Source organism: Acinetobacter sp. YH12100 (assembly GCF_013419135.1).
GTDB classification, from domain to species: domain Bacteria; phylum Pseudomonadota; class Gammaproteobacteria; order Pseudomonadales; family Moraxellaceae; genus Acinetobacter; species Acinetobacter pseudolwoffii.
In genome coordinates this window covers 1-25911 of the sequence record NZ_VPAQ01000014.1, presented here as the reverse complement: position 1 = coordinate 25911, position 25911 = coordinate 1, and the positions used below count along the sequence as shown (strand labels likewise).

Below are 25911 nucleotides of genomic sequence, written 5' to 3'. Positions count from 1 at the left end.
CTCAACGGTTTCTTATCAAGTGATTTCTCCTTAATCACGAAGATTCATGTTATTTTTTAACCAAATATAAAACTTTATGAGTACACGGATGTCCTCACACACAATTAAACTCAGCCTGTTTCTCTGCCTTAGTATGTGCTTGGGGATTGGCATTCTTCGTTTCTCTTATACTGCGCTGTTACCGGGTACACGAGAAGCCTTTGGCTGGAGTACAGATTTTGCCGGGCTTTTGGGCAGTGCCAATTTACTGGGCTATTTAATTGGTGCCTATACCGCCATGCGTCTGCCTCAAGACCGCAGTATGAGCAGGTATATTCAAATTTCAGCTTTTGCCGGTATGTTCAGTCTGATGTGCTGTGCATTTTCTGGTTTCTCTGAAGTTTGGTATATCGTCTGGCGCGTGATTTCAGGAATCAGCGGCGGGCTGATGATGATCTTATCGCCGAGTGTAGTCGCGCAGTGCTGTGAGCTTCAGGATCGTCTTAAAATCAACTTTATCGGTTTTAGCGGAATCGGATTAGGTGTATTAATTGCAACCCTGTTTCTGCCTTATCTGGATCAGATTTCCATACAGACTGCCTGGCTGATCTTATGTGGCTTTGCCCTGCTCATTTGTCTATGTTTAAGTGGACTTATCCAAAAATTTAAGCCTTATTTGTCCGTACAAGCACCTTCGACTACCTCCAAGATATCTTTGAATAGCGTCTTTTATAGCTTACTGGCTGTCTACGCGTGTAGCGCCTTTGCCTATATACCGCATTCGCTCTTCTGGATTGATTATTTAAGCCAGCAGTTGGAATTGAGCTTGTTCTGGATTAACTTCAACTGGATTCTTTATGGATTTGGTAGTGCTTTAGGTGCCTTCAGTGCTTATGCACTGGCCAGAAAATTCGGTAACTTTGCTGCCCTGAAAATTCTTTATAGTCTTTATATTGTGGCTATTTTTATTGCGACTCTAGAGGGCCAAGCATTGCTCACGTTGAGCTCTTCCTTTTTGACCGGCATGCTAAACCCTGCTGTGGTCTTCCTGACCTCTTATACCATTTTGCAACTGTATGGGCTGGCGTATAAAAAACTCTGGAGCATTGCCACCTTGTGTTTCGCCTCTGTTCAGCTGATTGGCGGACTCAGTTTTAGTGCGCTGCAATATTTTGGCTTGAGCTATCATCAACAGTTCATATTAGCTGCATTTGTTCTTTTATTAGGAACATTACAATTATTCTGGTGTACCCGTCCTGCCAGATTCACTCCTGAAACACAACCCCATCCAGTTTCTGCTCAAGGAGAAGGCACGAAATAAGGATATGGATTGGTCGTCCCTTGCCCGCTCAGATAAATCCCGTAATGTAGATGTGGCGGAGTATTTTTGGCATTTCCAGTATTGCCGACATAGGCAATCACTTCGCCCGCTTCCACCCAGTCGCCTTCCTGAATATGCTCAGCATAATCATTCAGATGCGCATAGTAATGCTGACTCATATCAGGCCCTGTCACCCAGATAACTTTCCCACCCAGATTATTGGTGCCAATTTTACGTACAATCCCTTGGGTGGCACTTAAGACAGGTGTGCCACGTCGAGCAAAAATATCTGTCCCTTCATGTTTACGGCCTGCACTGCGCGCGGCTCCCCACGTATCATTAATTTGACGGACTGTAATACCTTCGACCGGAATCTGTAACGGTGCTTCTAATTGAGTCTTTTTCAGTTGCCAATAAAGATAAGGACTTTTCCATCCTGCTGCTTCACCTGAAGGTGGTGGCTGACAGGCGGTCAAGACAAAGCATACAGATAAAATTAAGCTTAAAATCTGAAAAAATTTCACCAATATTATTCGCACTTATTTTAGAAAGATGGTTTTTATCTTAAGCAGAACAGCACAATTTAAAGTCGTAATCTTGTAATTTTTTGAATGATATTTTTATAAAATCAATGATATAACAACGCCCTTATGTAAGGGCGTTGTTATGGAAGGTAGCTAGGAATTACTTACGTTTTTTTGCACGGGAGGGTTTGGCTGGTTGTTGCTGTTGCTGTTGTTGCTCTTCATTCTGAGCGCTGTCCTGCTTGTCCTTTTGTTGGACCTGCTTATGTTTCGCTTTAGATTTGGCCATATTATGTACTCCTTCGGAGAAACGTCTCTATCACTGGAAGTTCCATTGATCACTCTAACGTTTTTGGAAAATATGCCAATCATCGAGCTGTATCCAAATGCGTCAATGTAATAATAGGTTGGCTAAGTGATTCAACTCAGAACAAATCCTGTTCTGGCTCACTACAATCTTTACGCAAAGTTGCAGCTTGATACTCATTTTAACTTTTGGGCGTTTATCAATCAGAATTTAAGAAAATTTAATCCCCCTGAGAAACCTGCGATTAATATAGGTTTTAATTAGGAGAATCAGGCTTTAATGAGTTAAGTATATCTGCAATAGTAGGATGATCAAATTCAAAAAAAGCTCGCAGTCTTGCGCTTGACCTCCAGCGCAAGACTGCGTGAATGTTCGCTCTTTGGCTATTTTTATAGCTAAAATCTTCTTTATGATCAGGTCAGGACTTCTTTCTAGTAGTTCATGTTTAACGCACAATTTAGTTCAAGGTGATTCTAGTCATGTCCATTTTTTCTCTTTGATTAACTTAATAACCTTTTTTACTTCTGACAGATTCGATATCTATCTGATCCAAGCATTTGAGGGCTTACTACTCTATACTTTTAAACTGTAACATCTACCACAGCCTGTATTGTTGGTGTAATATCAGCACCAATTTCATTCCCTTTGATACATGGGACAATTGGATTATTTGCTAGGTTGAGTGACAGGTCTGCATTAACGGTAATTTGGCACCATCCGCAGGTACTACGATCTTTTGATATTCTATTCTTCATATTTTTCCGAATGCTACTGACAAACCTAAAAATAATTGCCAATTAGGCAATACTTTCAACTGTTCTTAACGCATAATATTCTAATCCAGATTCGTTGTTTTTGAGATTTATACGGGAAATAACCAAATTTCCCTTTAAAATAAGCCTCTACATTTTTTAAGTTTATGTAATTATAGAAGTTATTTCCTATGAAAATCGTCATTTTAAACAAACCCTATGACGTCCTCTCCCAATTCCGCCCAGATGAAAAACACCAAACCATGGCTGATTTCATCGACGACAAAGATTTACGTCTTGCTGGTCGTCTGGACATGGACTCAGAAGGTCTGGTTTTTTTAACAGATCACGGTGGTCTGAACCAGTACATCACCAATCCTGCCAATAAAAAGTTTAAAACCTATATGGTGCAGGTTGATGGTGATGTCACCGAAGAAGCACTTGAGCAGCTTCGTAAAGGTGTGGAACTTAAAGATGGCATGACCCTTCCAGCCAAAGCTGAAAAAGTATCTGAACCGGAATGGTTGTGGGAGCGTAATCCTCCTGTACGTTTCCGTGCATCTGTCCCAACGTCTTGGGTTGAGATTTCAATTTGTGAAGGCCGTAACCGTCAGGTTCGTCGTATGACCTCTGCGGTGGGCTTCCCTACACTGCGTTTAATCCGTACTAAAATTGGTGATATTGACCTTGTACGTATGGATATTAAACCGGGTGAAACCAAAGAAATTGAACCTTTACTTTATCCAGATTTCCAGAATGTTCCTGCTGAAGAGCCATACCGTTCACGTTCTTATGTGAAAAAACCGGGTGGTACGGGTGGTAAGCCAATGGTTCGCAAGAACAAAGATGGTTCAGTGAAAAAATCAGGTACCAAACGTATCTGGCAAATGGACGAAAGCGAAAAGCCGAAACGTCGTACCAATGGTACAACTCGTCCAAATACCAAAGCACCTCGTGGTCGCGGACGCGGTCGTGGTTAAGTTTGAATAGATTCAATCAAGCTCACTTCGGTGGGCTTTTTTTATTACATAACTTCAATATTTTTTATTTTTCAATCTATTAGAATAACTATAAGTATTCATTTTAATGTTAGTCTCATGAAAAAAATAATTTTTGCTTTAGCTGCGACTTCCCTTTCAACTTTTGGCTTTGCCAATCCACTAAGTGTTCATGTGCTTAATCAGGAAACTGGCCTGCCTTCTTCCAATGTCACGGTCACCCTAGAAGCGCAACAAGGTGAGAAATGGGTCAAGCTCAATGAAGCCAAGACAGATAGTAATGGTCGTATTAAAGAATTTTATCCTAAAGACACCGCGTTACAAAAAGGCGTTTATAAAGTAACGTTTAAAACGGGTGACTGGTTTAAGGCCAATAATCAACGGACGTTCTTCCCTGAAGTACCGGTGGTCTTTGTGATTGATGGCACTTTGGAACACTACCATATTCCGCTACGGCTTAGTTCTTATGGGTATTCGACGTATCGGGGGAATTAAAATGTAGGGCATGTTTTCACAAAATTTTAACGAATATTCAAGAGGCTATATTTTTCATTGACTTCATCCAAAGTGAAATATCTTTTAATTTGGCGTAAATTATTCTTTTCATAAGAAAATCCTGCGAAGATAACAGGCTGATTTTTCTTAATCGATTCTTCCTTCGAGATATGGATACTATTTAGCTCATAAAAATATGGTTCTTTACTAATGATTTCTGCAACCTTATCAAAATAACCTCTTTCAACCCCTCGACCATAGTCATTATAGTCAATCAAATTCTTTGGAATTAGATGAACTTTGTCTTTGTATTTTTGAGAATTTTGATAAATATCTGCTATCTCATAACAATCAAACTCATAACTATCCTCTTTTAATTTCATTTGATAATACTTAATACCTCTTCCTTTCAATACTTCCATAACTTGCTGTTGGCATACTTTTGCATAAGAATCAGGCAATTTGTTATTGTTTTTTACGAGATCAATTTTTGATTTAGGCATCCTCATTCCGAAGTAGATTGCTTTCACTGCCCTATAATCATAGTTAAATCTACCAAAAGGTTCGATACAAATCCTGTACTCTTCTTCGTGTCGCCATTTTATAGATTTAGTCCCTGTTGTAACTCGCAATAATTTTTCCACAGCTGTCGCTCCATTTTTGAATACATGATCAAACTTCAATTCTGGTCTTTGTTCAGCATAATCAATCTCAAACGCAGCACTTATAGATCTCAGTTCATCAAGCTTTTCAAAATCATATTCAATACAGAATCCTGTATGTGAATCGGCATAATATGCCCAAAGCAATTCGTCCTTTTGAATTCGACTTAGAGAGTAAATCCCGACCTCCTTCCTAACTTTTTGACATAGTTGATCAAATTCTTTCCTAATATCAGAAGTCGAAAAACTAAATATATTATGAAACAGCTCAAATACTTTATGAATGTCTTTTTCACTGAATAGATTCTCAGATGGATCATTCAGCTGTGTCGAATGTGGAGCATAAAAATAATTGTTCTGTAAAGCTTCCAAATCACGTTTTGAACCATATCTATATTTATATAATTTCATTTTATCCAATAAAAAACCCATACCTGAATATTGGTTTTACCTACTTTTTCTTATGTGTGCAAATAAGATTTCTGACTCTGCCCTCTTGTCATTCTGCCTACCCAATGCTATTTATGATTCATATAATTTATATTTTAAAATAAAACGTATCTAAAAAGGAGTTTTGCAATGGATCAGCAAGTCAGCCAGATGTTTAATCAGGACCGGTTAATTCAGCATCTTGGTGCTCATCTGGTTTCTTATAACCACAATTATGCAAAGATCGAATTAAAGGTGACTGAACAGCATTTACAGGGTCATCAGACCTGTAACGGCGCAGTGATTTTCGCGCTTGCAGATGCGGCATTTGCCATTGCCTGTAATACAGGTGAACATCCGGCTGTTGGTCAGCATTGTGGAATTCATTACTTAAAACCGGCAGTTCTTGGCGATACATTGACTGCTGTAGCAGAACATAGGGCCAGCAGTGGCCGTAGCGGAATTTACGATATTCAGGTGATAAATCAGCATGATCAAATTGTGGCAGAGTTCCGCGGTACCTCTCGACTGATCATCAGATAATTTTCAAAACTTGATACAATAAAAAACCGGTGTATCAACACCGGTCGTTTAAGTGAGTCACTCTTAATCAGGCTTTCAACCATTGTTCAGCTTTAGCCTGATCTTCAATTTTCAATTCAACTTCGGTCAGTTCAGAACCGCCTGCCTGAACGTCAAAACTCATTAGCTCGTCACGACGAAAAGCATGCATGGTATAAACACCTTCCTGTTTTGCATAACTTTCTATTAACTTCATCGTTGCTTTTAAACCATCAACGGCAATAATCACATCATTGGCAGAAAGGCCAGCTACTACAGCAGTACTATCACGACGCGCCGACTGAACCAGTACACCTTCCGGCTTATCTACCAGTTTTAAACCGAAAGGCAATGACTTGTCATTTTTCAGGTTATAACCGATACCAAACTCAGGCAATAACTGATCCAGTGGCAATTCATCTGTGGTATTAATCAAGTGATTAATCTGCTCTGACCAATCATCACCGGTCAGCTCTTTGCATAATTCAAAGATGGTACGTTCATGCACCTGAACACCCTTTTGTGCATTTTCATACAAACGGCGCATCAAGGCATCCAGACTTGAACCGCGTAAACGCAAACCTAAGTCTAGGCACAATGCAACCAAACAACCTTTGTTGTAATAGCTGGTGCCGGCATTATTCGAATTTTCATCCTGACGGTAGAATTTCACCCAGGCATCAAAACTGGATTCAGACACCGACTGAATCGCACGACCTGGATTCTGCAAGTAACGATCAATCTGCGCTTTTAACAAGCTGATATATGATTCCTGATTAATCACGCCACTGCGTAGCAAAATCAAATCATCATAATAAGAAGTGAAGCCTTCAAAGATCCACAGCAAAGACGTATAGCCTTCACGGTTCAAATCATAATTGACAAAATTTTCAGGGCGAATAAATTTCACCAACCAAGAATGGAAATATTCATGGCTACATAGGCCGAGGAAACGCTGATAATCTTTGGAAGGTTCTTCAGGCTCATTGGCCTTCGGCAAGTCATCGCGCGGTGAAATCAGGCTGGTCGAGTTTGGATGTTCCAGACCACCATAACTATTTCCGGTTGCCATGGTCATAAAAGTATAGTCAGCAAATGGCGCTGAACCGAACATGGAGATTTCTGTGCTACAGATTTTCTCAATGTCCTGCTGCATACGTGCTGCATTCATCGCATGCTTGCCGGACACCACAAACTCATGCGGAATACCATTCGCTTCAAAACTGAAACGGGTTTGCTCTGCCAGTTCAAACGGTGCATCAATCAATTCAGCATAGTTTTTGGCTTTCAGGGTGAAACGGCCCTTGACCAGACTTTTGGATTGCATGCCGGTTGCCAGTTGGAAATGCTTTAACTCATCTGGCAGGAAGATTTCTAATTCAATCTCTTTATTTTCCTGACCTTCTAGCCCCAAGCATGCACAGGCCGGGTTGACATAGAGACGGTTTTGATCCACATATGCACCACGAACAGACAGGTCGTAGGCATAGACATCATATTCAACCGTAATCAGCTCATGATCGGTATTGAATAAACGCCATTTGTTCTTTTCAAATTTCTGGATTTGCAGTTGACGTCCATCTTCATCATAAGCTTTGACCGCCTCAATGTGTTTGGAAAACTCTCGAATCAAATAACTTCCCGGAATCCAGGTCGGTAATGATAAGATCTGCGTCGGGTCTGCCAGAAAGCGAACAGTCACGTGAATAAGGTGCTGACGATAATCGTCAAATTCGATTTGATAATGCAACATAATGGGCGATATAAAATGAAAATAAATGAGGTATAGCTTAGCTTAGCATTTTTTAAGCCAAGATGGTTTAGCTGTCTTATTTGTCTACATTTACGACTAGCTATCTGTATAAAAAAGGCATAGCATGCCTGAAAATTTAATCGTTCAACGCCCGACGGGTTATTAAGGAACATCCTTGAAATACATCATCTCACTGATTGCGGTATTCAGCTTATTTATTTCTGCATTTTCACATGCTGCCTTACTCAATATTCTGCCTGAAAGCGTTGAAGCTGAAGCCTGGACTATTCTGGATTCACAGTCTGGTCAAGTTATTGCAGAACACAATGCCGATGTGCAACGTGCGCCGGCTTCGCTGACCAAAATGATGGTGGCTTATATTACCTTAAAGGAAATTGAGGCCGGAAAATTAGATAAAAATGAAGTTTTAACTGCCACATCTGTGGTTAAAAATGTCATGTGGGATGAGTCACAGATGTATCTGAAAGAAGGTGATCTGATTACAGTCGATCAGCTTCTGGCGGGTTTGATTATCATGTCTGCCAATGATGCAGCGTTGACGCTGGCTGAGAAAATCTCGGGGAGTGTTCCCCAGTTTGTAGAGCGGATGAATCAGGAAGCCAAAGCACTGGGCATGCAGCATAGCAATTTCCAGAATCCGGCCGGCATTACCATGCCCGAGCATTATTCGACTGCTGCCGATTTGGCCCGACTCTCTATGGCGGTGGTGAATGAAACCCCGGATTATCTGTATTATTCCAAACAGCCAAGTTTCACTTATAACCAGCATTTTCATCGTGCCACCAACCGTGTACTTCAGGTCGACCCAAGCGTAGATGGTTTAAAAACCGGTTTTACCCGTGCGGCCGGTTATAACCTGGCGCTGACAGCCAATCGTGTTACAGCAGACTTTGAAATGCCGAAGCGCCGTCTGATTGTGGTAGTGCTAGGCACTAAAAGCGCCACAAAGCGCGCTGAGATATCGCATAAACTGATGAATCTGGCTTATACCTATACCCGCAATGAAGTCGCGATCAAAGATCAGCAACTGTTGGCTGAATTACCTGTAATTAAATCCACCTTAAAAATGTTTAAAGTGCAAACCAAGCAGCCGCAGATTATTACTACCTCGCTTTATGATCAGAGCTATAGCATTGACCTGAATCAGTTTGATCAGGCCCATCAGCGCATCATGCTAAATACAGGTGATGGCGCTTTAAAAAGTATCGAGCCACTTCAAGAAACCCAGACCCATATCAATGTTGAAATGAAGGCATCTGAACTCATTGCGCCCTTAGCCAGCATGATGCCTTTGGCCACGATTCAGATTTATCAAAATAATCAGTTAATTCGCACCATTCAAATTGAAGATCATGTCGAAATTGAAGAAGCCAACCCGTTGCAGAAGTTCTTTAGCTGGCTGCAAGGTTTATTCAGTTTCTTTTCAGACTCAACACCCGGCGTAAAACTGTATCCTCTAGATCAATAATCCCTTTCAATATCAAGTAATTCTTTAAGCTAAAAGCGTTGATATAACCTTCTAGCTGATTCATGATCTATCCCAAATGAGGCACCCCGCCCGGAACGCAGCAATTATTACCCGCTCTCACAGAATTGCTACGTTTTGTAATGTGTATAACAATTTTAATCAAGACGCGATTTAGCACATGCCATAGTATATTTTCTCTCTATTTCTCTTATTTTTATTAAAAAAATAAACAGGTTAAGAACGCATGACAGTACATAAAATCGTGATTGTGGGTGGTGGCGCTGGTGGTCTGGAACTGGCGACACAACTGGGTGATAGCCTGGGTAAAAACGGCAAAGCCCAGATTATTTTGATTGATCAAAAACTGACACATCTCTGGAAACCGCTGCTACATGAAGTCGCCGCAGGTACCTTAAATCCACATCAGCAAGAAACCAATTATTTTGCCCATTCTGCCGCGCATCATTATGAGTTTGTTTTGGGGACATTCACAGGTCTGGATCGCGAAGCGAAACAGATCATCGTCGAAACAGAATATTTCTCTAAAAAAAGTGAGCCCAAGAAAAATCAGCGTATTGGCTATGACACACTGGTACTGGCTTTAGGTTCAACCTCAAATGACTTTAATACCGAAGGGGTCAAACAGTTCTGTCATTTTCTCGACAGCCGTCAGCAGGCAGATATCTTTCAGCAGGATCTGCTGCACCTGTATTTAAATGCTCAACATGAGACTTCAAGTCGTGAGCTGAATATTGCTATTATTGGTGCCGGTGCGACTGGGGTAGAACTGGCAGCGGAGCTGGTAGAAGCCAAACAGAATTTCTTTCAATATGGCTTAAACAAGGTCGATCCCAACAAAGTCAAAATCACCTTGATTGAAGCCGCAGATCGTATTCTGACTGCACTCTCGCCTAACGTTGCTGCAAATACCATGAAACAGTTAGAACAGTTCGGTATTGAAGTCTTGACCAGTCATCGAGTGGCCAAGGTCGACGAAGACAAGATTTATTTTGCCGATGGTTCCAGTCTGGATGCTGAAATCAAAGTCTGGGCTGCAGGGATCAAAGCACCGGAAGTCTTGGCACAACTCGACGATATAGAAAAAGACCATATTCATCGGCTCAAAGTTTATGCCACGCTGCAAACCAAATCTGATCCAAGTATTTTTGCATTTGGTGATTGTGCGCATTGCCAGCCTGCGGCAGATCAACCGGTATTAGGGCCGCGTGCTCAAGTGGCCAGCCAGCAAGCAAGCTTTCTGGCCAATGCTTTAAAAGCCCATGTCAATGGAGATAGCTATTTGCCGATGTTTAAATTTTCTGACAAGGGCTCCCTGATTTCCTTAAGTCAGAATAAAGCTGTGGGGGAATTGCTGGGTCAGGTCAATGTGCAAGGCTTTGTCGCCAAAACCATGTATATCTCTTTATACCGGATTCATCAGGCGACCATTCATGGTTATGCACATGCCGGTATTCTGACTGCAAAAGATTTAGTTACACGAAAAATCTCTCCAAAGCTGAAATTGCATTGAAATTCCAGAATTTGGCCCAATCAATGAAAAAATCGTCAATAAAATTGTCAAATTGCGTTTTTTTGCTAATTTTAGTCTACAAAAATGCAATTTCACTTTATGATGTACCCTTAAAAAATTGAATGGATCAATTCACATGACTGCTATTGCAAATAACCTCGTGGTTTCTTTCCACTACACATTGACTAACGCAGAGGGTGAAACTCTCGACCAATCTCAAGGTGAACCACTTGCCTATTTGCACGGTGCAGGTAACATCATCCCAGGTTTAGAAAACGCGTTAGAAGGCAAAACTGTGGGTGAAAAATTCACTGTTAATGTTCCTGCTGCTGAAGGTTATGGCGAATATAACCCTGACCTCGTACAAGAAGTTCCTGCGCAAATGTTCCAAGGCGTAGACAACATTCAAGCAGGTATGCAGTTCCAGGCTCAAACTGATGACGGCGTGCAAATCGTAACTGTTAAAGCAGTTGAAGGCGACAATGTTGTTGTAGATGCGAACTTCCCGCTTGCTGGTCAAGACCTGACTTTCGAAGTTGAAATTGTATCGATTCGTGAAGCTTCTCAAGAAGAATTAGATCACGGTCATGTACACGGTGCAGGTGGTCACCAGCACTAAGATCTTCTGATCGAGTGTAAAAAAGGCAAAGTGAAAACTTTGCCTTTTTTATTGCCGCCAAAATATTCATTTTAAAATGGAGAATAAAAAAGCAGGACCATGGCCCTGCTGTTTCAATCCGATCAAGAGATCCCTTTAGAGAATAATCGCTGGATTATTTGCGTTGATTATAAATCTGCATGGCTGCTGGTAACTGTTGACGCATTTGTCCAATACGCTGGCTGTTCGATGGATGCGTAGACAGGAAGGTTGCGCCATTGCTGCCACCGAGTTTGTTCATTTTTTCCCACAAGGTAATCGCTGCATTCGGGTTATAACCTGCACGTGCCATCAGCATCAAGCCACCCTGGTCAGCACGGCTTTCCAGATTACGCGAGTATGGCAGGCCAATCCCGATCTGACTTCCTAATTGCGCTGCTGCTGCGCCACCCTGGCCCACACCAGCTGCATTCAGACCAATGCCTAAAGCCAGGTCGGTGAGCGCCTGGGCACCAATTTTCTGCTTAGAATGCTCTTCTAAGGCATGTACCATTTCATGACCCATAATTGCTGCAATTTCAGCATCGGTCAGATTCAGCTTATTCACAATACCGGTATAAAATACCACTTTACCACCCGGTGCAACAAAGGCATTAACCTGATCGGACTTGAGCACAGCCAATTGCCACTGGAATGCTGTACCAGTCTGGTTCATTTGGTTCGCAATCGGCTTTAAACGGTTAAATACGGTATTAATACGTTTATAGGTCGCTGAACTGGTGTCCAGTTGACCTTTATTTCTGGCATCAGTCACCATAGCATTATAGCTTTGTGTCGCAGATGCATTTAAGGTCGCAGAATCAGCCCCGGCAATATCCGCAATAGTGGTACAACCCGACAATGTCACGGCTGCGGCAGCCGCCATACCCAATAAAAATTTATTCTTCATTATAATCAACTCTACCTTAGCCCAAGCTTAATTTACATTGTAAAAATTATAAGTGAAAGCATACAGGAGCTAAACGCTTAATTACTCCATCTTCTTATAAATTCTGTAATTTTTAAGCCAAGTACTGTATCGCCAACCAATAAATCAGACAGATAATGTTCAAGCCCAGATAAACCTGGCTTAAGGGTTTTATTTTTTGTTCCAGAATTTCATCTTTACGTTTAAAAAATAAATAGGCGTTTTGCAATAAAATAATAGGCACTAATATACAGGCGATAATGACACTCAGACCAATCAGCGCCGCATAAATCACCTCAGGATTTTGGGTTTGCGCGCGAATAATCATCATGGCAATTGTTGGCGCCCCGCCCATCGCGAATAACAATGAATAAAACATAGTCGCCGATATATTTTTTTGCATCCTGCTGCTCATTTTTCTTTCTTTATATACCGCTATGTTAAAGCACATCACGTAGTATTACCGATGCAACTTTAGTCTTGAAATAGCTGCATAAATTCAGGATATAAAAAAACCCATCCGGAGATGGGTTTTATCATTCAAGCTTTAATCAAATGAAGATCAAGCATCAAACGGGTGGCGAAGAACGATAGTTTCTTCACGGTCTGGACCGGTTGAAATGATGTCGATTGGACATTCAATCAGTTGCTCAAGACGTTTTACATAGTTCAATGCAGCTTGTGGCAACTGATCCAGCGATTTTGCACCGAAAGTTGACTCAGACCAGCCTGGCATTGTTTCGTAAATTGGTTTTAAAGTTTCGAATGCAAGCGCATCAGAAGAACCGACACAACCAGAATCTGCAGCTTCATAACCGACACAGATTTTCACTTCTTCTAAACCATCAAGAACATCAAGTTTAGTCAGGCAAATACCAGAAAGTGAGTTTACGTCAACTGAACGGCGTAGAATTTCAGCATCGAACCAGCCACAACGACGTTGACGGCCAGTAGACGCACCAAACTCATTACCAATGGTACCAAGGTGTTTACCAACCGCATCACCCACATCGTTTGCAGCGTCATAAACCAATTCCGTTGGGAATGGGCCTGCACCGACACGAGTAGTATAGGCTTTGGTGATACCCAGTACATAATCAAGGTGCAAAGGACCCAGACCTGAACCTGAGCTTACGCCACCAGCAGTGGTGTTTGAAGATGTCACATACGGGTATGTACCATGGTCAACGTCAAGAAGTGAACCTTGCGCGCCTTCAAACATGATGTTGTCACCGTTTTTACGGTAGTTATGCAGTTCAGTTGTTACGTCTACAACCAACGGCGCAACAACCTTACGCCATTCGTCGCAAAGTGCCAGTACGTCTTCTAGCTTAACTGCTTCAACACCATAGTATTGAGTAAGCTGGAAGTTATGGTAATCCAGAAGCTCAGTTAACTGGGCAGTAAGATGTTCACCACCACGTACCAGATCAGCAACACGGATTGCACGACGCGCCACTTTGTCTTCGTATGCAGGACCGATACCACGACCTGTTGTACCAATCTTCGCATTACCACGTTTTTTCTCACGTGCTTGGTCCAGTGCGATGTGGTTTGGAAGGATCAGTGGACAGTTTGGAGAAATACGTAAACGCTCTTTAACAGGAACGCCTTCTTTTTCAAGAATGTCCATCTCTTTGATGAGCGCTTCAGGAGAAAGAACAACACCGTTACCAATTAAGCACAATACGTTTTCACGTAAAATACCAGATGGAATGAGGTGTAAGACAGTTTTCTTACCACCCACCACCAGAGTGTGACCTGCGTTATGTCCGCCTTGATAACGAACGACCGCTGCCGCTTGATCTGTGAGCAGGTCGACGATTTTACCTTTACCTTCGTCGCCCCATTGGGTACCAAGTACCACAACATTCTTGCCCATAATAGCCTCATTGCATCATGCTGTTAAAGTTGAAAGCCCCGCTCAGTGACATGAACACTGAGCCAAGCAATTTAAATCGTTTTGACTGTCCACTCACCATCTACGTTCACCAGCTGGTGCGTCGCATATGGAATTGAGTTTAAATCATCATTACCGAGTAACTGAATTACACTTAAGCCTTGTGCTCGAATACTCTGAATCGCATTCAGAAGTTCTGCATCGACACCTTTAGGTGCAACTACCACGTGTACAGCGTCAAACTGACCTGCGCTTAACGCATATAAGTCACAAGAGAAACCTGTGGCAGGACGCGCACGACCGAAATGTTCACCAATGCCATCATAACGACCGCCTTGTGCCAGTGCTGCTGCACGATTCGGTGCATAGACTGCATACATCAGACCAGTATGATAATGGTATGAACGCAATTCAACCACATCAATCCCAATACTCAAGTTTGGCCAACGGGCTTGAACCTGATCTTTGGTAATTTGTAAGGCATCAAAAGCTTGCTTGAAGGCTGGATTCGCCAACACTTCAGCACTTAAATTTGCCTGTAATGCGTCCAGATCGCTGGCATAGCGGCCCAGTGTATAAAAGTCCTGACCAAATTTCAGTTCTGCCGTAAATTCTTCCAACTCTGGCAAGGCCTTACGTTGGTATAAATCAGACAGTTTACGTTCAGCAACTTTGCTTAAACCAGCTTGAGCCACCAGACTGCGGAATAAGCCGACATGACCCAAGTCCAGATGGATTCCGTCTGCCAGACCTGTTTCCTGAATCAGACTGATCATTAAATCGACCATTTCTACATCGGCATCGATGCTGTCTGAACCAAACAGTTCGGCGCCTAACTGCAAAGGCGCACGCGAGGTATTAAAACCGCGTGGTTTGGTATGCAGAACGGTACCTGCATAGCAGTAACGCGCCACACCTTCCACTGGATGTACATGTGCATCAATACGCGCCACTTGTGGTGTCATATCGGCACGCACACCAAGCAAACGACCAGAAAGCTGATCGATGACTTTAAAAGTGGCTAAGTCTAAATCTTGATTCGATTCTGAGAGAGAAGAGAGAGATTCGATGTATTCAATGAATGGCGTGTACACCAACTGATAACCTCTAGATGCAAGGAAATCCAGTGATTTACGGCGCAAACTTTCAATGACTTGCGCTTGTTCTGGTAATACATCAGCTACACCATCAGGTAATAACCATGTCTCTGAAATGGGCATGTTGTAAACCTAAATTCTTGTCAGCGCGGAACGAATCCGCATAAAAAAATCGGGAGCACACCCGATTTCTCCTAGTCTAGCACGATAGTTTTGGCTGTGCATCGCAAAATTTTATAATTTTTACTCTCTTATGCAATGAGCCACAATTGCGTCAACTATCAGCGTTTTATCGTGTATGACCAGCACGCGCTATAAACAAAAAATCATTTTAGACCAATGGCAATGCGGTGGTGCTTTTTACCGTTTGCAATGGAATTTCAGTTTTTACACTTTGGATGCAGGGAATTTGAGTCAAATGATGAATCTGAAATTTACGGTAGGCATCCAGATCGGCCACCACAATTCTTAAAAAGAAATCACAATCTCCCGCCATTAACTGGCATTCCACCACTTCCGGCATCTCCTTGATGGCTTCAACAAATTGATCGACCACGGCGGCTTCTTGAGATTTAAGCCAAACCCGTGCAAATACACTCATCGCCAGATTGACTTTTTGCGGATTGAGTAAGGCGACATACTGTTCAATGACCCCATCATCTTCTAGTTGCTTGACTCTTCTTAAACAGGGGGACGGCGACAAGCCAATTAATTGAGCCAGTTCATTATTTTGCAATTTTCCGTTCTTTTGCAGTTCATGCAAAATGCGTTTATCAATTTGATCCATCTTGTTACTTTAGTATTTAAAACCCCTTTAAGCCAATTTAGCGCAATTTAATTCCAAATCAAATTTAAATTGCATGCACTACAACAGAAAATAGCCCGATTATCGCTATAAAATACGGTTCAATATTGAAGTCCTCAGGTCACTGACATGCTTTTGCTCAGACAAAGCAGCACGCCCGCGCTCGCACATACAGATTTCAGCGAATTTCAGCGCGGCATGAAAGATTCTATTCCTATGCTTTTAGGAATTATTCCCTTTGCTTTGGTGCTAGGTGCGACTGCGATTCAGAAAAATTTCAGTGTGCTGGAAGTGCCTTTGCTGACTGGACTCAATTTTGCCGGCGGTTCTGAATTTGCCATTCTGGAAGTCTGGACCAGTCCACCCAATTTATTCATGCTGCTATTTATTACCTTTTTGGTGAATAGCCGGCATTTGCTGATGGGTGCAAGCCTAGTCCCGTATTTAAAACATCTCCCGAATCGCAAAGTATTGCCGGCCCTGTTTTTTATGGTTGATGAAAGCTGGGCCTTAAGTCTGGCGGATGCGCAAAGAAAACAGGCGCAGTGGGGTTGTCGGGCTGCGTTTAGCATGCCCTACTATGCCGGTTTATGTTTCTGTCTTTATCTGATGTGGGTCGGTTTTACCACACTGGGCGCGATGCTTGGACCTGTTTTAGGCGATATCAACCGCTGGGGCTTTGATATGGCCTTTCCTGCTGTATTTCTGGTGTTGATGCGAAGCATGTGGAAAGGCTTGAGTGCAGCCCGGCCATGGCTAGTAAGCCTGATCTGTGCTGCCCTGGCTTATTTATATTTGCCTGCTGGCTGGTATGTGCCGATAGGTGCCCTAGCCGGCATTGTGTCTGCTTTTTTCTTGATTGGTGAGGAGGAAGCATGATTGAGATGAGTACATTACTGGCCATCCTGCTGATTGCGGCAACCACCTATCTGACCCGGATTCTGGGCTATGTCTTATTAAAAAATAAAACGCTGACACAACGTCAGCGTAAAATCATGGACGTTGTGCCCGGCTGTGTCCTGATTTCAGTCATCGCACCGTATTTTGTACGCGACAACCCTGCAGATCTGATCGCTTTGGCTTTAACCCTGTTTGCCGCTACGCGTTTTGGCTTGCTCCCCACAGTTGCCATCAGCATGGTGTCTGCAGCCGTCTTAAGAACTTTTCTTGTCTAGCCCTCAAACAGAATCCTTTATATGATTTCTAAAGGGATTCTGTTTATTTCTGTGGGTCTACGACCTTGGTGAGCAGGCTGACCAGCTCTGCATTTTGCAACTCGACCTGCTGCAGTTTGGTTGTAGTCTGATCCAGCACTTCCTGCTGTACATGCATTTTTTTAGCCAAGTCCTGCATGATTTCCAGGGTCTTTTTTAAATTTTCTTCCAGATGCGCGACTTTCTCTTCTACCGGCACGCCCTCCATGACACCTGAACCATCATTCTGATTGAACTGCAGCCAGATTAGAAAAATCACTGCCAATGTGAGCAGTATAATAAATCCCCAAACCACCATCATATGCTTGCTCTTATTTCATTTTATTGGCTTTATCTTAACGAAAAATCATGCAGATGATGCAAATAATTCAAGCACTCACGCTGCTTTTCGATCAATTACGCGCAAATTCTATTAAAACAACGCATATCAAGAATGTTTAAAGCAAAAAAAGCACCGTATATCGGCACTTTTTAGGCTTAGCAAAGTCAAACTTAATGAAAAGATTCACATAAATCCAGCAAGCGGTTGGCATAACCCCATTCATTGTCATACCAGGCAAAGACCTTGGCCTGTTGCCTCACCACTAGGGTTTGGGTCAGATCAACGATCAAGGAATAAGGGGAATGATTAAAATCACTCGACACCAAAGGTTCATCCGTCACTGACATGATTTCGGCAAAATCCTGTCGCGCAGCCTTAATTAACACTTCATTCAGTTTGTGATCGGTAATCGGTGACTGGGAAACAAAGGTCAGGTCAATTGCTGCGACATTAATGGTCGGCACCCGAATTGAATAACCGTCAATCCGATCTTCCATTTTTGGCATAACCCGCTTTAATGCACCCAGCGCACTGGATGTGGTGGGAATAATATTGTGTCCTGCTGCCCGTGCACGACGCAAATCGCGATGCGCCTGATCCAGCACAGATTGATCTGCGGTCACCGCATGGATTTCGGTCATTAACGCACTGCTGATGCCAAAAGCATCATCGAGAATTTTGACCAGCGGTACTAAGGCCTGAGTGGTACAGGACACACTGGAAATGATCTGGTCTGTGGCTTTGACCTCATGATGATTGACACCATACACAATCGCAGCATCGACAGTATCAAAGGGTGCTGCTCCAATAATCACCCGTTTCGCCCCTGCCTCAATATGCTGGGTCGCAGCTGCACGGGAACGGAACAGCCCGGTACATTCCAGCACTACATCTACTTCAAGTTTTTGCCAGGGAAGCTGCGCCGGGTTGGCTTCACACAAAACCTGAACTTTTAAGCTGGCATCCTGATAGCTGAGATGCAGATAAATATGTTCGGCATCATAGCTGACGTCTACCTGTCCCGGAAAACGGCCATGGGTTGAGTCATATTTAAACAGATGAATTAAGGTTTCAACATCAGCAATATCGTTAATGGCAACGATTTCAAATTTAAAATCTTTCGGATTTTCAAACCAGGCACGCAATACATTACGTCCAATACGCCCAAATCCATTGATTGCCACTCGTTGCATGACTCAACCTTTTATATGCCTATTTTAAAACTCCTCTATGTTAAAGGATTTCTTGCGCAGTACATGAAAAACTTCAGTGAAAATATTGATTTTCGATTATTTTATTTCTGATACATCGCCCAGTATTCAGATCTTTTAAAATTCTGATGCTGTGTAAATAGATGGATATAACCGAATTGTTCTGAATAGAAAATTCATTTTATGAATTCAGCACTAAACCCGAGTCAATAATTCCTTGGCAATTGGTTTTAAAATGATTGGTGCATACCGCTTTTTCCGTTATAATTTGGCGTTTTAAATTTTTAAGCCCCGCATTGCAGCAGAGCTCTCATGTGCTTGTCAGACTGTGGTGTTTTAGCCAAATCGGAAATTATGGAGTGACTTGGTTGTGAGTACTCGTTTTATGACATCAGCTGAAATTCGTGAAGCATTTTTGCGTTACTTTGAATCGCAAGGGCATACACGTGTCGCGTCGAGTTCACTAGTACCCGCCAATGATCCAACTTTACTGTTCACCAATGCGGGTATGAACCAGTTTAAAGATTGCTTCTTAGGTCTAGAAAAACGCGATTATGTCCGTGCCGTATCATCACAAAAATGCGTACGCGCAGGTGGTAAACACAACGACTTGGATAATGTCGGTTATACCGCGCGTCACCATACCTTCTTTGAAATGTTAGGAAACTTCTCGTTTGGTGATTACTTCAAACGTGATGCGATCAAATTTGCCTGGGATTTTTTGACGGGCGATGACTGGCTAGCGCTACCTAAAGATAAGCTTTATGCCACTGTTTATCATACCGATGACGAAGCATTCGACATCTGGAACAAAGAAATCGGCCTAGATGCATCTCGCATTATCCGTATTGGTGACAACAAAGGTGGTCAATACGCATCAGATAACTTCTGGGCAATGGGTGACACCGGTCCTTGCGGTCCATGTTCTGAAATTTTCTTTGACCATGGCGATCACATCTGGGGTGGCCTGCCTGGCACACCTGAAGAAGATGGCGACCGTTTCATCGAAATCTGGAACAACGTTTTCATGCAGTTTAACCGCACGAGTGATGGCGTACTTCATCCGCTTCCAGCGCCTTCTGTAGATACTGGTATGGGTCTTGAGCGTATTTCTGCAGTTTTACAGCATGTCAACTCAAACTACGAAATTGATTTGTTCCAGCACTTACTCAAATCTGCGGCTGAGATCATTGGTCTGGATACTACTACACTTGAAGCTGAAGCGGCTGAAAAAGGCACACCTGTACAATACCCTGCTTCACTTAAAGTGGTTGCTGACCATGCACGTTCATGTTCATTTTTAATCGCTGATGGCGTAAATCCTTCAAATGAAGGGCGTGGTTATGTACTGCGTCGTATCATCCGCCGTGCAGTGCGTCACGGTAACAAACTGGGTGCGACCGGTTCATTCTTCCATAAAATGTTGCAGCCGCTTATTGAAGTGATGGGCGAAGCATATCCAGAACTTGCAGCACAACAAGCACGTATCGAAGCTCAACTGCTCAAAGAAGAAGAACAATTTGCCAAAACACTTGAGCAAGGTTTGAAATTGCTTGAAGGCGAATTGGCACAGTTAAAAGGTTCTGTGATTCCGGGTGAAGTGGTTTTCAAACTTTACGACACTTACGGTTTCCCGACGGACTTAACTGCGGATATCGCACGTGAACGTGAATTAACGATTGATGAAGCTGGCTTTGAAGTTGAAATGGCAGCACAGCGTCAACGTGCGCGTGATGCAGGCAAATTCGCAATCGACTACAACAGTGTTGTCAAAGTTGAAGGCGAAACTCAATTTGATGGTTATGATGCAACTGCAGGCGAAGGCCAAATCATCGCAATCTATAAAGATGGCGAGCAAGTAGATGAAGTCGTTGAAGGCGACGAAGCTTTAATCGTACTCAACCAGACTCCTTTCTATGCAGAAAGCGGTGGTCAAATCGGTGATACAGGGATTTTCAAAAACGATACCGGGATTTTCGAAGTTCAGGACACGAAAAAATCTGGTGGTGCATTTGTACACCAAGGCATCGTGACCATGGGTAGCTTAAAAGCAACCCAATCTGTTGAAGCGACTGTGAAAGCAGACATCCGTGCAGCAACTGCGCGCAACCACTCTGCGACTCACTTGTTACATGCTGCGCTGCGTCAAATTCTGGGCTCACATGTACAACAAAAGGGTTCATTGGTCGCATCTGATGTGTTACGTTTTGACTTTGCCAATGATCAACCGGTTAGCTTTGAACAGCTGCAAGAAATTGAACGTCTGGTCAATACTGAGGTGATTGCTAATACGGCTGTTTCTACTGAACTTCTCGACATCGAATCTGCCAAAGCCAAAGGCGCGATGATGCTGTTCGGCGAAAAATACGGTGACGAAGTCCGTGTATTGTCGATGGGTTCAGTGATTGAAGAGAAAAATTTCTCCATCGAGCTTTGCGGTGGTATTCACGTAAAACGTACCGGTGACATCGGTCTGTTCAAGATCACTTCTGAAGGTGGTGTTGCAGCAGGTATACGTCGTATTGAAGCAGTGACAGGCACCAAAGCAGTTGAAGTTGCACAAAAAGCCGATCGTGACATCAATACGATTAACGGTTTGCTCAAAGCGCAAAAAGACCAGACTTTAGAAAAAGTTGAAGCGTTAGTTGATACTGCATCGAGCTTGCAAAAACAGATCGAACAACTGAATCAGAAACTTGCTAGCCTGCAAGCCGGTGAACTTCTAAGCCAAGTTCAAACCATTGCAGGTCGTGCAACCTTGATTACAACCGTTGAAAATATGGATGCGAAAGCACTACGCAACCTGCATGACGGTGTGAAATCAAAATTAGAAAATGCAGTCATTGTGCTTGCAGGTGTAGAGGGTGACAAGGTGAGCTTGATCGCATCTGTAGCAAAAGACTTTACTGCATCTATAAAAGCGGGTGACATCATCAAACATCTGGCAACCGAGCTGGGTGGTAAAGGTGGTGGTAAACCTGACTTGGCACAAGGTGGCGCGCCACTTAACGAGAAGTTTGCTCCGGTGATGGCAGATTTAACTGCCTGGCTGGCAGCAAAATAAAACTTCAATTTTGTGTAACTGACCCTGATAGGACTATCAGGGTCATGGCTTATATGGAACAACTATGGCACTAATCGTTCAAAAATATGGCGGTACCTCTATGGGTACTCCCGAGCGCATTTTAAATGTTGCTCGTCGTGTGAAACGCTGGCATGACCATGGCCACAAGGTGGTTGTGGTTGTATCAGCGATGAGTGGCGAAACCAATCGTCTGCTTGCTCTCGCGAAAGCCATTACCGAAACCCCTGACCCACGTGAACTAGACCAGATGGTCTCTACGGGTGAGCAGGTTACGATTTCTATGTTAGCGATGGCGCTCAACTCTATTGGCGTTGAAGCAAAATCACTGACAGGTCGCCAGGTTGGCATGAAAACCGACAGCTCATTCAATAAGGCACGTATCGAATCAATTGATACTGAAGTCCTGAACTCGAATCTGGATGCTGGCCGTGTACTTGTAGTTGCAGGTTTCCAGGGTTTTGACGAGCATGGCAATACCACCACTTTAGGCCGCGGCGGTTCTGATACTTCAGGTGTCGCGATTGCTGCTGCACTAAAAGCCGATGAATGCCAGATTTATACAGACGTTGATGGCGTATATACCACTGATCCACGTGTTGCACCCAAAGCCAAGAAAGTTGACCGTATTTCCTTTGAAGAAATGCTTGAAATGGCGTCACTGGGTTCAAAAGTCCTGCAAATTCGTGCAGTTGAATTTGCCGGTAAATATCAAGTACCTTTACGCGTATTATCCAGCTTCGACAATGACAATGATGGCGCATTCGACGAAGAATTTAAGCAAAACGTGGGTACACTTATTACGACTGAATTGGAAGACAATATGGAACAGCCAATTATCTCCGGTATCGCATTTAACCGTGACGAAGCAAAATTAACGATTTTAGGTGTACCTGATGAACCGGGCATCGCCTCTAAAATTTTGTGCCCGATTGGTGATGCCAATGTTGAAGTGGATATGATTATCCAGAACGTTGAAGAAGATGGTACGACTGATTTTACTTTTACAGTCAACCGCAGCGAATTGAACAAGGCCAAAGCCATTCTCGAAGCAACCGCTCAGGAAATTGGTGCACGTGAAGTCGCTACCCGTTCAGATATCGTCAAAGTTTCTATCGTCGGTGTAGGCATGCGTTCACATGCAGGTGTTGCAAGCAAAATGTTTACCGCACTGGCAGCTGAAGGTATTAACATCCTGATGATCTCTACTTCTGAAATCAAAATTTCAGTGATTATTGAAGAAAACTATCTGGAACTTGCAGTTCGTTCACTGCATACCGCCTTCGGTCTAGACCGCGAACAAGGTGAATCAAGCGTACGCGCTTAAGAGGAATGACAAAATATTGTCATTGTTTGACAGTATTCTATAAATCTCTACAAAAATTCAGAGCCACTATAGTTTTTTTTATAGTGGCTCTGTTATATTAAGCCTGAGGATTTTTAAAAAACTGAGATAGATTAAAATCTTTCACCCAGATGACAGAATTTCTATCCAGATTTTATTTTTTAATTTTTGGTTGTGTTTTTGTTTTATATTCAATAGATTGCAGGTTTTGCATTTTGCAAGGAGAGAAACATGCTGATTTTGACTCGACGTGTCGGGGAAACTTTAATGATTGGAGACCAAGTCAGCGTGACTGTGCTTGGTGTAAAAGGTAATCAGGTTCGTATTGGGGTCAATGCTCCGAAAGAAGTCTCTGTGCACCGTGAAGAGATTTACCAGCGTATCCAGCATGAACGTGCAATGCATGAACATCTTCAGCATATCGATCAGGATTTCCAACCTTCGTATGAAGATGAAAACCAAACACAAAATAACTTTAACCGTTAATTTTTGTGTAAATCATAAAGCGGCTTTGAAGCCGCTTTTAATTGATCTATACTTTAATGAATACACATTTCAATATTCAGAACCTTTAAATTAAATAAGAATTAAAGTTCTGCGCCCTGCTGTTCCAGCAATGCTGCAACTACCTTTTTTACCGGCCCAAAACTACGACGGTGCTCATCAATCACCCCATGCAAGGCAATCGCTTCAAAATGTGCTTTGGTTGGATAGCCCTTGTGCTTGGCAAAACCAAATTGTGGATGCTTTAGATCCATCTCAATCATTTGATGATCACGGGTAACTTTGGCCAGAATACTAGCAGCAGAAATTTCTGCATGCAAAGCATCGCCACCAATGATCGCGTCACAGCTCATCGTTAGCCCCTGAGGGACTTTATTGCCATCGACCAGCACATGCTCAGGTTGAATCGCTAAAGCTTCTACAGCACGGCGCATTGCCAGTAAGGATGCCTGCAGAATATTATGCTCATCAATTTCTGCTGCTGACGCCTCAGCAATTGCCCAAGCCAGCGCTTTTTCCTGAATTTCGATAAAAAGTTTTTCACGTTTCTTTTCAGTCAGTTTTTTAGAGTCATTTAAACCTTCAATCGGGTTATTTGGATCTAAAATTACCGCGGCCGCCACCACTGAACCGACCAGCGGTCCACGCCCTGCTTCATCTACACCAGCAATTTTCATGTCATTTCCCATAAAAAATAGGCTGAACCTGTCAGCCTATTTCAATTTAATCTTGGCTTAGTTTACAGCTTCAGCCACACAAGCGTTAATGGTTTTTGCAACCACATTGCCCACGATTGTGGTACGTGCCACCGGATCAATCGCAGCAGTCGCCAAATCAACCGCTGTCACATTTTGCGGTGCTTTTTCGCTGACACAGCCACAAATTTCAGACTGGATATTTTGCTTTTGTGTTGTGGTCATTAAACGTGTTGCCGTTTGCCACGCTAGAATATTATTCAGTTCAGTGGTGCATTTTGCATTGATCGCGATTTTAAGCGCAGTGCCGCCCAGTTGTTGAGTGGTACTTGGCGCCTCAGAAGTGCCTGTCGCTGTACACGCTGATAAAACCAGAGTCAGTGGTGCAAGTACAGCCAATAATTTTTTCACAGATATATTCCTTATTCATTCATAGATGAAGACTGTCGCTATTGTGCCGAAATTCACCTGAATAAGAAATCTAAAAATCACTAAGCATGTTTAATCTACAGCCAACCAATTTAATAGATGTTGCATGAAAGCCACCATAGCGTTGCAGATTTGGAATTGCTGAATTGATTCACCCTTTGCTAAGGTTCGGCCTTATTGAAGAGCAACGGAATATCTAGATGAATAAATCACTGTATTACACACGAACAGCGCAATGGCTGCATTGGATCATGGCGGTTATTTTTATTGCGGCCTGGCTCATCGGTTTTTATAGTGGTAATTTTTTAAGTTATGAGGTTGATGGCAGCTTTAAGGGTGATGTGATTTCACTGCATAAAAATATTGCAACCACCATTATTTTCCTGCTCGTTGTTCGAATTTTCTGGCGCTATACCCATCCGGCGCCGTCACTGCCTGAGAGTATGTCACCGCGGATGAAAACGTTGGCACATGCTGGTCATCTGGCGCTGTATTTCATGCTGATTGCCCTACCCCTTACAGGTTGTTTGTATAGTTGGAGTTTGGGTTATCCAGCACCGGTGCTGTATTTATTTAACCTGCCACCCCTCATTGCCGAAAACTCGGCTGTGACCGCTATTGTTAAGCCCTTGCATATCTGGCTTTCCTGGGCAGTCGGCATTCTACTGGTTGGCCATATTGCCGCAGCCTTTAAACATCATTTTATCGATAAAGATCATGTATTAAAAAGTATGACCCAACAGGATAAATAGTTAGACCATTAATATGGGCTAAATAATGTTCCCAGTCTGTGCTTGCAGGCTGTTTCATTAAATAACCTGAGTTCGACATAAAAAATAAATAAAAAAAAGCCTTAGCATCTGTAATATCTTGGTTACGAAGACAAAACATTTCAGAGCAAGGCTTTTTCATGGACTATATTACCGAATTATTTTGTATCT

The 25911-nt window shown here is 42.8% G+C and carries 26 protein-coding genes and 1 pseudogene; 13 read left to right on the top strand and 14 right to left on the bottom strand.

Going from position 1 to position 25911, the window contains the following annotated elements:
* The first annotated feature begins 88 nt into the window (after nucleotides 1–88).
* A complete protein-coding gene (locus FTU40_RS10800; RefSeq protein WP_180040829.1) occupies nucleotides 89–1300 on the top strand; it encodes a YbfB/YjiJ family MFS transporter in 1212 nt (403 codons plus the stop codon).
* Here FTU40_RS10800 and FTU40_RS10795 read toward each other — a convergent pair.
* From FTU40_RS10795 to FTU40_RS15240, 3 genes and pseudogenes are all read right to left on the bottom strand, one after another.
* Nucleotides 1279–1824: a M23 family metallopeptidase gene (locus tag FTU40_RS10795; protein WP_180040827.1), complete on the bottom strand. Its 546-nt coding sequence runs from the start codon at nucleotides 1822–1824 to the stop codon at nucleotides 1279–1281. The two genes, FTU40_RS10800 and FTU40_RS10795, sit on opposite strands and share 22 nt — an antisense overlap.
* Nucleotides 1825–1984: 160 nt before the next feature.
* A complete protein-coding gene (locus tag FTU40_RS15245; RefSeq protein WP_005170281.1) occupies nucleotides 1985–2113 on the bottom strand; it encodes a hypothetical protein in 129 nt (42 codons plus the stop codon).
* A gap of 602 nt (nucleotides 2114–2715) precedes the next feature.
* A pseudogene (locus FTU40_RS15240) lies at nucleotides 2716–2879 on the bottom strand (NADP-dependent isocitrate dehydrogenase); the annotation flags it as partial.
* A gap of 195 nt (nucleotides 2880–3074) precedes the next feature.
* Here FTU40_RS15240 and FTU40_RS10785 point away from each other — a divergent pair.
* Together FTU40_RS10785 and uraH are read left to right on the top strand one after the other, a co-directional pair.
* Nucleotides 3075–3863 carry an rRNA large subunit pseudouridine synthase E gene (locus FTU40_RS10785; protein ID WP_005170277.1) on the top strand — a complete coding sequence of 263 codons (789 nt, stop codon included), beginning with the start codon at nucleotides 3075–3077 and terminating at the stop codon, nucleotides 3861–3863.
* A gap of 117 nt (nucleotides 3864–3980) precedes the next feature.
* Entirely contained in the window at nucleotides 3981–4376 is a 396-nt protein-coding gene (gene uraH, locus FTU40_RS10780; RefSeq protein WP_100329000.1) for a hydroxyisourate hydrolase, read from the top strand.
* A 26-nt stretch (nucleotides 4377–4402) separates the two neighbouring features.
* Here uraH and FTU40_RS10775 read toward each other — a convergent pair whose 3' ends face one another.
* Nucleotides 4403–5449, bottom strand: a complete 1047-nt coding sequence (locus FTU40_RS10775; protein ID WP_249449791.1) for a DUF2971 domain-containing protein — start codon at nucleotides 5447–5449, stop codon at nucleotides 4403–4405.
* A 168-nt stretch (nucleotides 5450–5617) separates the two neighbouring features.
* Between FTU40_RS10775 and paaI the strand changes: the two genes are divergently transcribed.
* Nucleotides 5618–6010 (top strand): hydroxyphenylacetyl-CoA thioesterase PaaI, encoded by a 393-nt coding sequence (gene paaI, locus FTU40_RS10770; RefSeq protein ID WP_180040825.1) that lies wholly within the window; start codon nucleotides 5618–5620, stop codon nucleotides 6008–6010.
* 67 nt (nucleotides 6011–6077) lie between these two features.
* Here the strand turns inward: paaI and FTU40_RS10765 are convergent, their stop codons facing one another.
* A complete protein-coding gene (locus FTU40_RS10765; RefSeq protein ID WP_180040823.1) occupies nucleotides 6078–7781 on the bottom strand; it encodes a M61 family metallopeptidase in 1704 nt (567 codons plus the stop codon).
* Nucleotides 7782–7956: 175 nt separating this feature from the next.
* Between FTU40_RS10765 and FTU40_RS10760 the strand changes: the two genes are divergently transcribed.
* The 3 genes from FTU40_RS10760 to slyD all read left to right on the top strand — a co-directional run bounded on the left by FTU40_RS10760 (nucleotide 7957) and on the right by slyD (nucleotide 11420).
* Nucleotides 7957–9270, top strand: coding sequence for a D-alanyl-D-alanine carboxypeptidase PBP6B (locus FTU40_RS10760; RefSeq protein WP_180040821.1), 1314 nt, complete (start codon nucleotides 7957–7959; stop codon nucleotides 9268–9270).
* Nucleotides 9271–9514: 244 nt separating this feature from the next.
* Nucleotides 9515–10801: an NAD(P)/FAD-dependent oxidoreductase gene (locus FTU40_RS10755; RefSeq protein ID WP_180040819.1), complete on the top strand. Its 1287-nt coding sequence runs from the start codon at nucleotides 9515–9517 to the stop codon at nucleotides 10799–10801.
* Between the two features lie 136 nt (nucleotides 10802–10937).
* Nucleotides 10938–11420 carry a peptidylprolyl isomerase gene (gene slyD / locus FTU40_RS10750; protein WP_005097432.1) on the top strand — a complete coding sequence of 161 codons (483 nt, stop codon included), beginning with the start codon at nucleotides 10938–10940 and terminating at the stop codon, nucleotides 11418–11420.
* A gap of 154 nt (nucleotides 11421–11574) precedes the next feature.
* Here slyD and FTU40_RS10745 read toward each other — a convergent pair whose 3' ends face one another.
* The 5 genes from FTU40_RS10745 to FTU40_RS10725 form a co-directional block, all read right to left on the bottom strand.
* Entirely contained in the window at nucleotides 11575–12348 is a 774-nt protein-coding gene (locus FTU40_RS10745; protein ID WP_005097433.1) for a M48 family metallopeptidase, read from the bottom strand.
* Between the two features lie 112 nt (nucleotides 12349–12460).
* Nucleotides 12461–12769 carry a hypothetical protein gene (locus FTU40_RS10740; RefSeq protein ID WP_100355850.1) on the bottom strand — a complete coding sequence of 103 codons (309 nt, stop codon included), beginning with the start codon at nucleotides 12767–12769 and terminating at the stop codon, nucleotides 12461–12463.
* 159 nt (nucleotides 12770–12928) lie between these two features.
* On the bottom strand, nucleotides 12929–14248 hold the full coding sequence (locus tag FTU40_RS10735; protein ID WP_005097435.1) for an adenylosuccinate synthase: 1320 nt from the start codon (nucleotides 14246–14248) through the stop codon (nucleotides 12929–12931).
* Nucleotides 14249–14319: 71 nt separating this feature from the next.
* Nucleotides 14320–15486 (bottom strand): ATP phosphoribosyltransferase regulatory subunit, encoded by a 1167-nt coding sequence (locus FTU40_RS10730; RefSeq protein ID WP_180040817.1) that lies wholly within the window; start codon nucleotides 15484–15486, stop codon nucleotides 14320–14322.
* A gap of 208 nt (nucleotides 15487–15694) precedes the next feature.
* Nucleotides 15695–16150 carry an Lrp/AsnC family transcriptional regulator gene (locus FTU40_RS10725; RefSeq protein WP_004645552.1) on the bottom strand — a complete coding sequence of 152 codons (456 nt, stop codon included), beginning with the start codon at nucleotides 16148–16150 and terminating at the stop codon, nucleotides 15695–15697.
* A gap of 147 nt (nucleotides 16151–16297) precedes the next feature.
* Between FTU40_RS10725 and FTU40_RS10720 the strand changes: the two genes are divergently transcribed.
* Together FTU40_RS10720 and FTU40_RS10715 are read left to right on the top strand one after the other, a co-directional pair.
* Complete coding sequence (locus FTU40_RS10720) at nucleotides 16298–17047, top strand: AzlC family ABC transporter permease (protein ID WP_180040815.1); 750 nt, start codon at nucleotides 16298–16300, stop codon at nucleotides 17045–17047.
* Nucleotides 17044–17343: an AzlD family protein gene (locus FTU40_RS10715; RefSeq protein WP_005170250.1), complete on the top strand. Its 300-nt coding sequence runs from the start codon at nucleotides 17044–17046 to the stop codon at nucleotides 17341–17343. The genes FTU40_RS10720 and FTU40_RS10715 overlap by 4 nt, the downstream gene beginning before the upstream one ends.
* A 43-nt stretch (nucleotides 17344–17386) precedes the next feature.
* On the opposite strand, the gene FTU40_RS10710 is transcribed toward FTU40_RS10715, so the two are convergent.
* On the bottom strand, nucleotides 17387–17683 hold the full coding sequence (locus FTU40_RS10710; RefSeq protein ID WP_159138600.1) for a hypothetical protein: 297 nt from the start codon (nucleotides 17681–17683) through the stop codon (nucleotides 17387–17389).
* Nucleotides 17684–17874: 191 nt separating this feature from the next.
* On the bottom strand, nucleotides 17875–18897 hold the full coding sequence (gap, locus tag FTU40_RS10705) for a type I glyceraldehyde-3-phosphate dehydrogenase (protein ID WP_180040813.1): 1023 nt from the start codon (nucleotides 18895–18897) through the stop codon (nucleotides 17875–17877).
* Nucleotides 18898–19285: 388 nt separating this feature from the next.
* Between gap and alaS the strand changes: the two genes are divergently transcribed.
* From alaS to csrA, 3 genes are all read left to right on the top strand, one after another.
* A complete protein-coding gene (gene alaS, locus FTU40_RS10700) occupies nucleotides 19286–21979 on the top strand; it encodes an alanine--tRNA ligase (RefSeq protein WP_180040811.1) in 2694 nt (897 codons plus the stop codon).
* Between the two features lie 64 nt (nucleotides 21980–22043).
* The gene (locus FTU40_RS10695) at nucleotides 22044–23324 is read left to right on the top strand and encodes an aspartate kinase (RefSeq protein ID WP_005097443.1); all 1281 of its coding nucleotides are present in this window, start codon (nucleotides 22044–22046) and stop codon (nucleotides 23322–23324) included.
* A 249-nt stretch (nucleotides 23325–23573) separates the two neighbouring features.
* The gene (csrA, locus tag FTU40_RS10690; protein ID WP_005097444.1) at nucleotides 23574–23828 is read left to right on the top strand and encodes a carbon storage regulator CsrA; all 255 of its coding nucleotides are present in this window, start codon (nucleotides 23574–23576) and stop codon (nucleotides 23826–23828) included.
* Between the two features lie 101 nt (nucleotides 23829–23929).
* Here the strand turns inward: csrA and rnhB are convergent, their stop codons facing one another.
* Nucleotides 23930–24523, bottom strand: a complete 594-nt coding sequence (rnhB, locus tag FTU40_RS10685; RefSeq protein WP_005170243.1) for a ribonuclease HII — start codon at nucleotides 24521–24523, stop codon at nucleotides 23930–23932.
* Nucleotides 24524–24580: 57 nt separating this feature from the next.
* Entirely contained in the window at nucleotides 24581–24952 is a 372-nt protein-coding gene (locus FTU40_RS10680) for a hypothetical protein (RefSeq protein WP_100329010.1), read from the bottom strand.
* 218 nt (nucleotides 24953–25170) lie between these two features.
* On the opposite strand from FTU40_RS10680, the gene FTU40_RS10675 reads away from it, so the two are divergent.
* Complete coding sequence (locus tag FTU40_RS10675; protein WP_074383302.1) at nucleotides 25171–25722, top strand: cytochrome b; 552 nt, start codon at nucleotides 25171–25173, stop codon at nucleotides 25720–25722.
* Nucleotides 25723–25911: the final 189 nt, after the last annotated feature.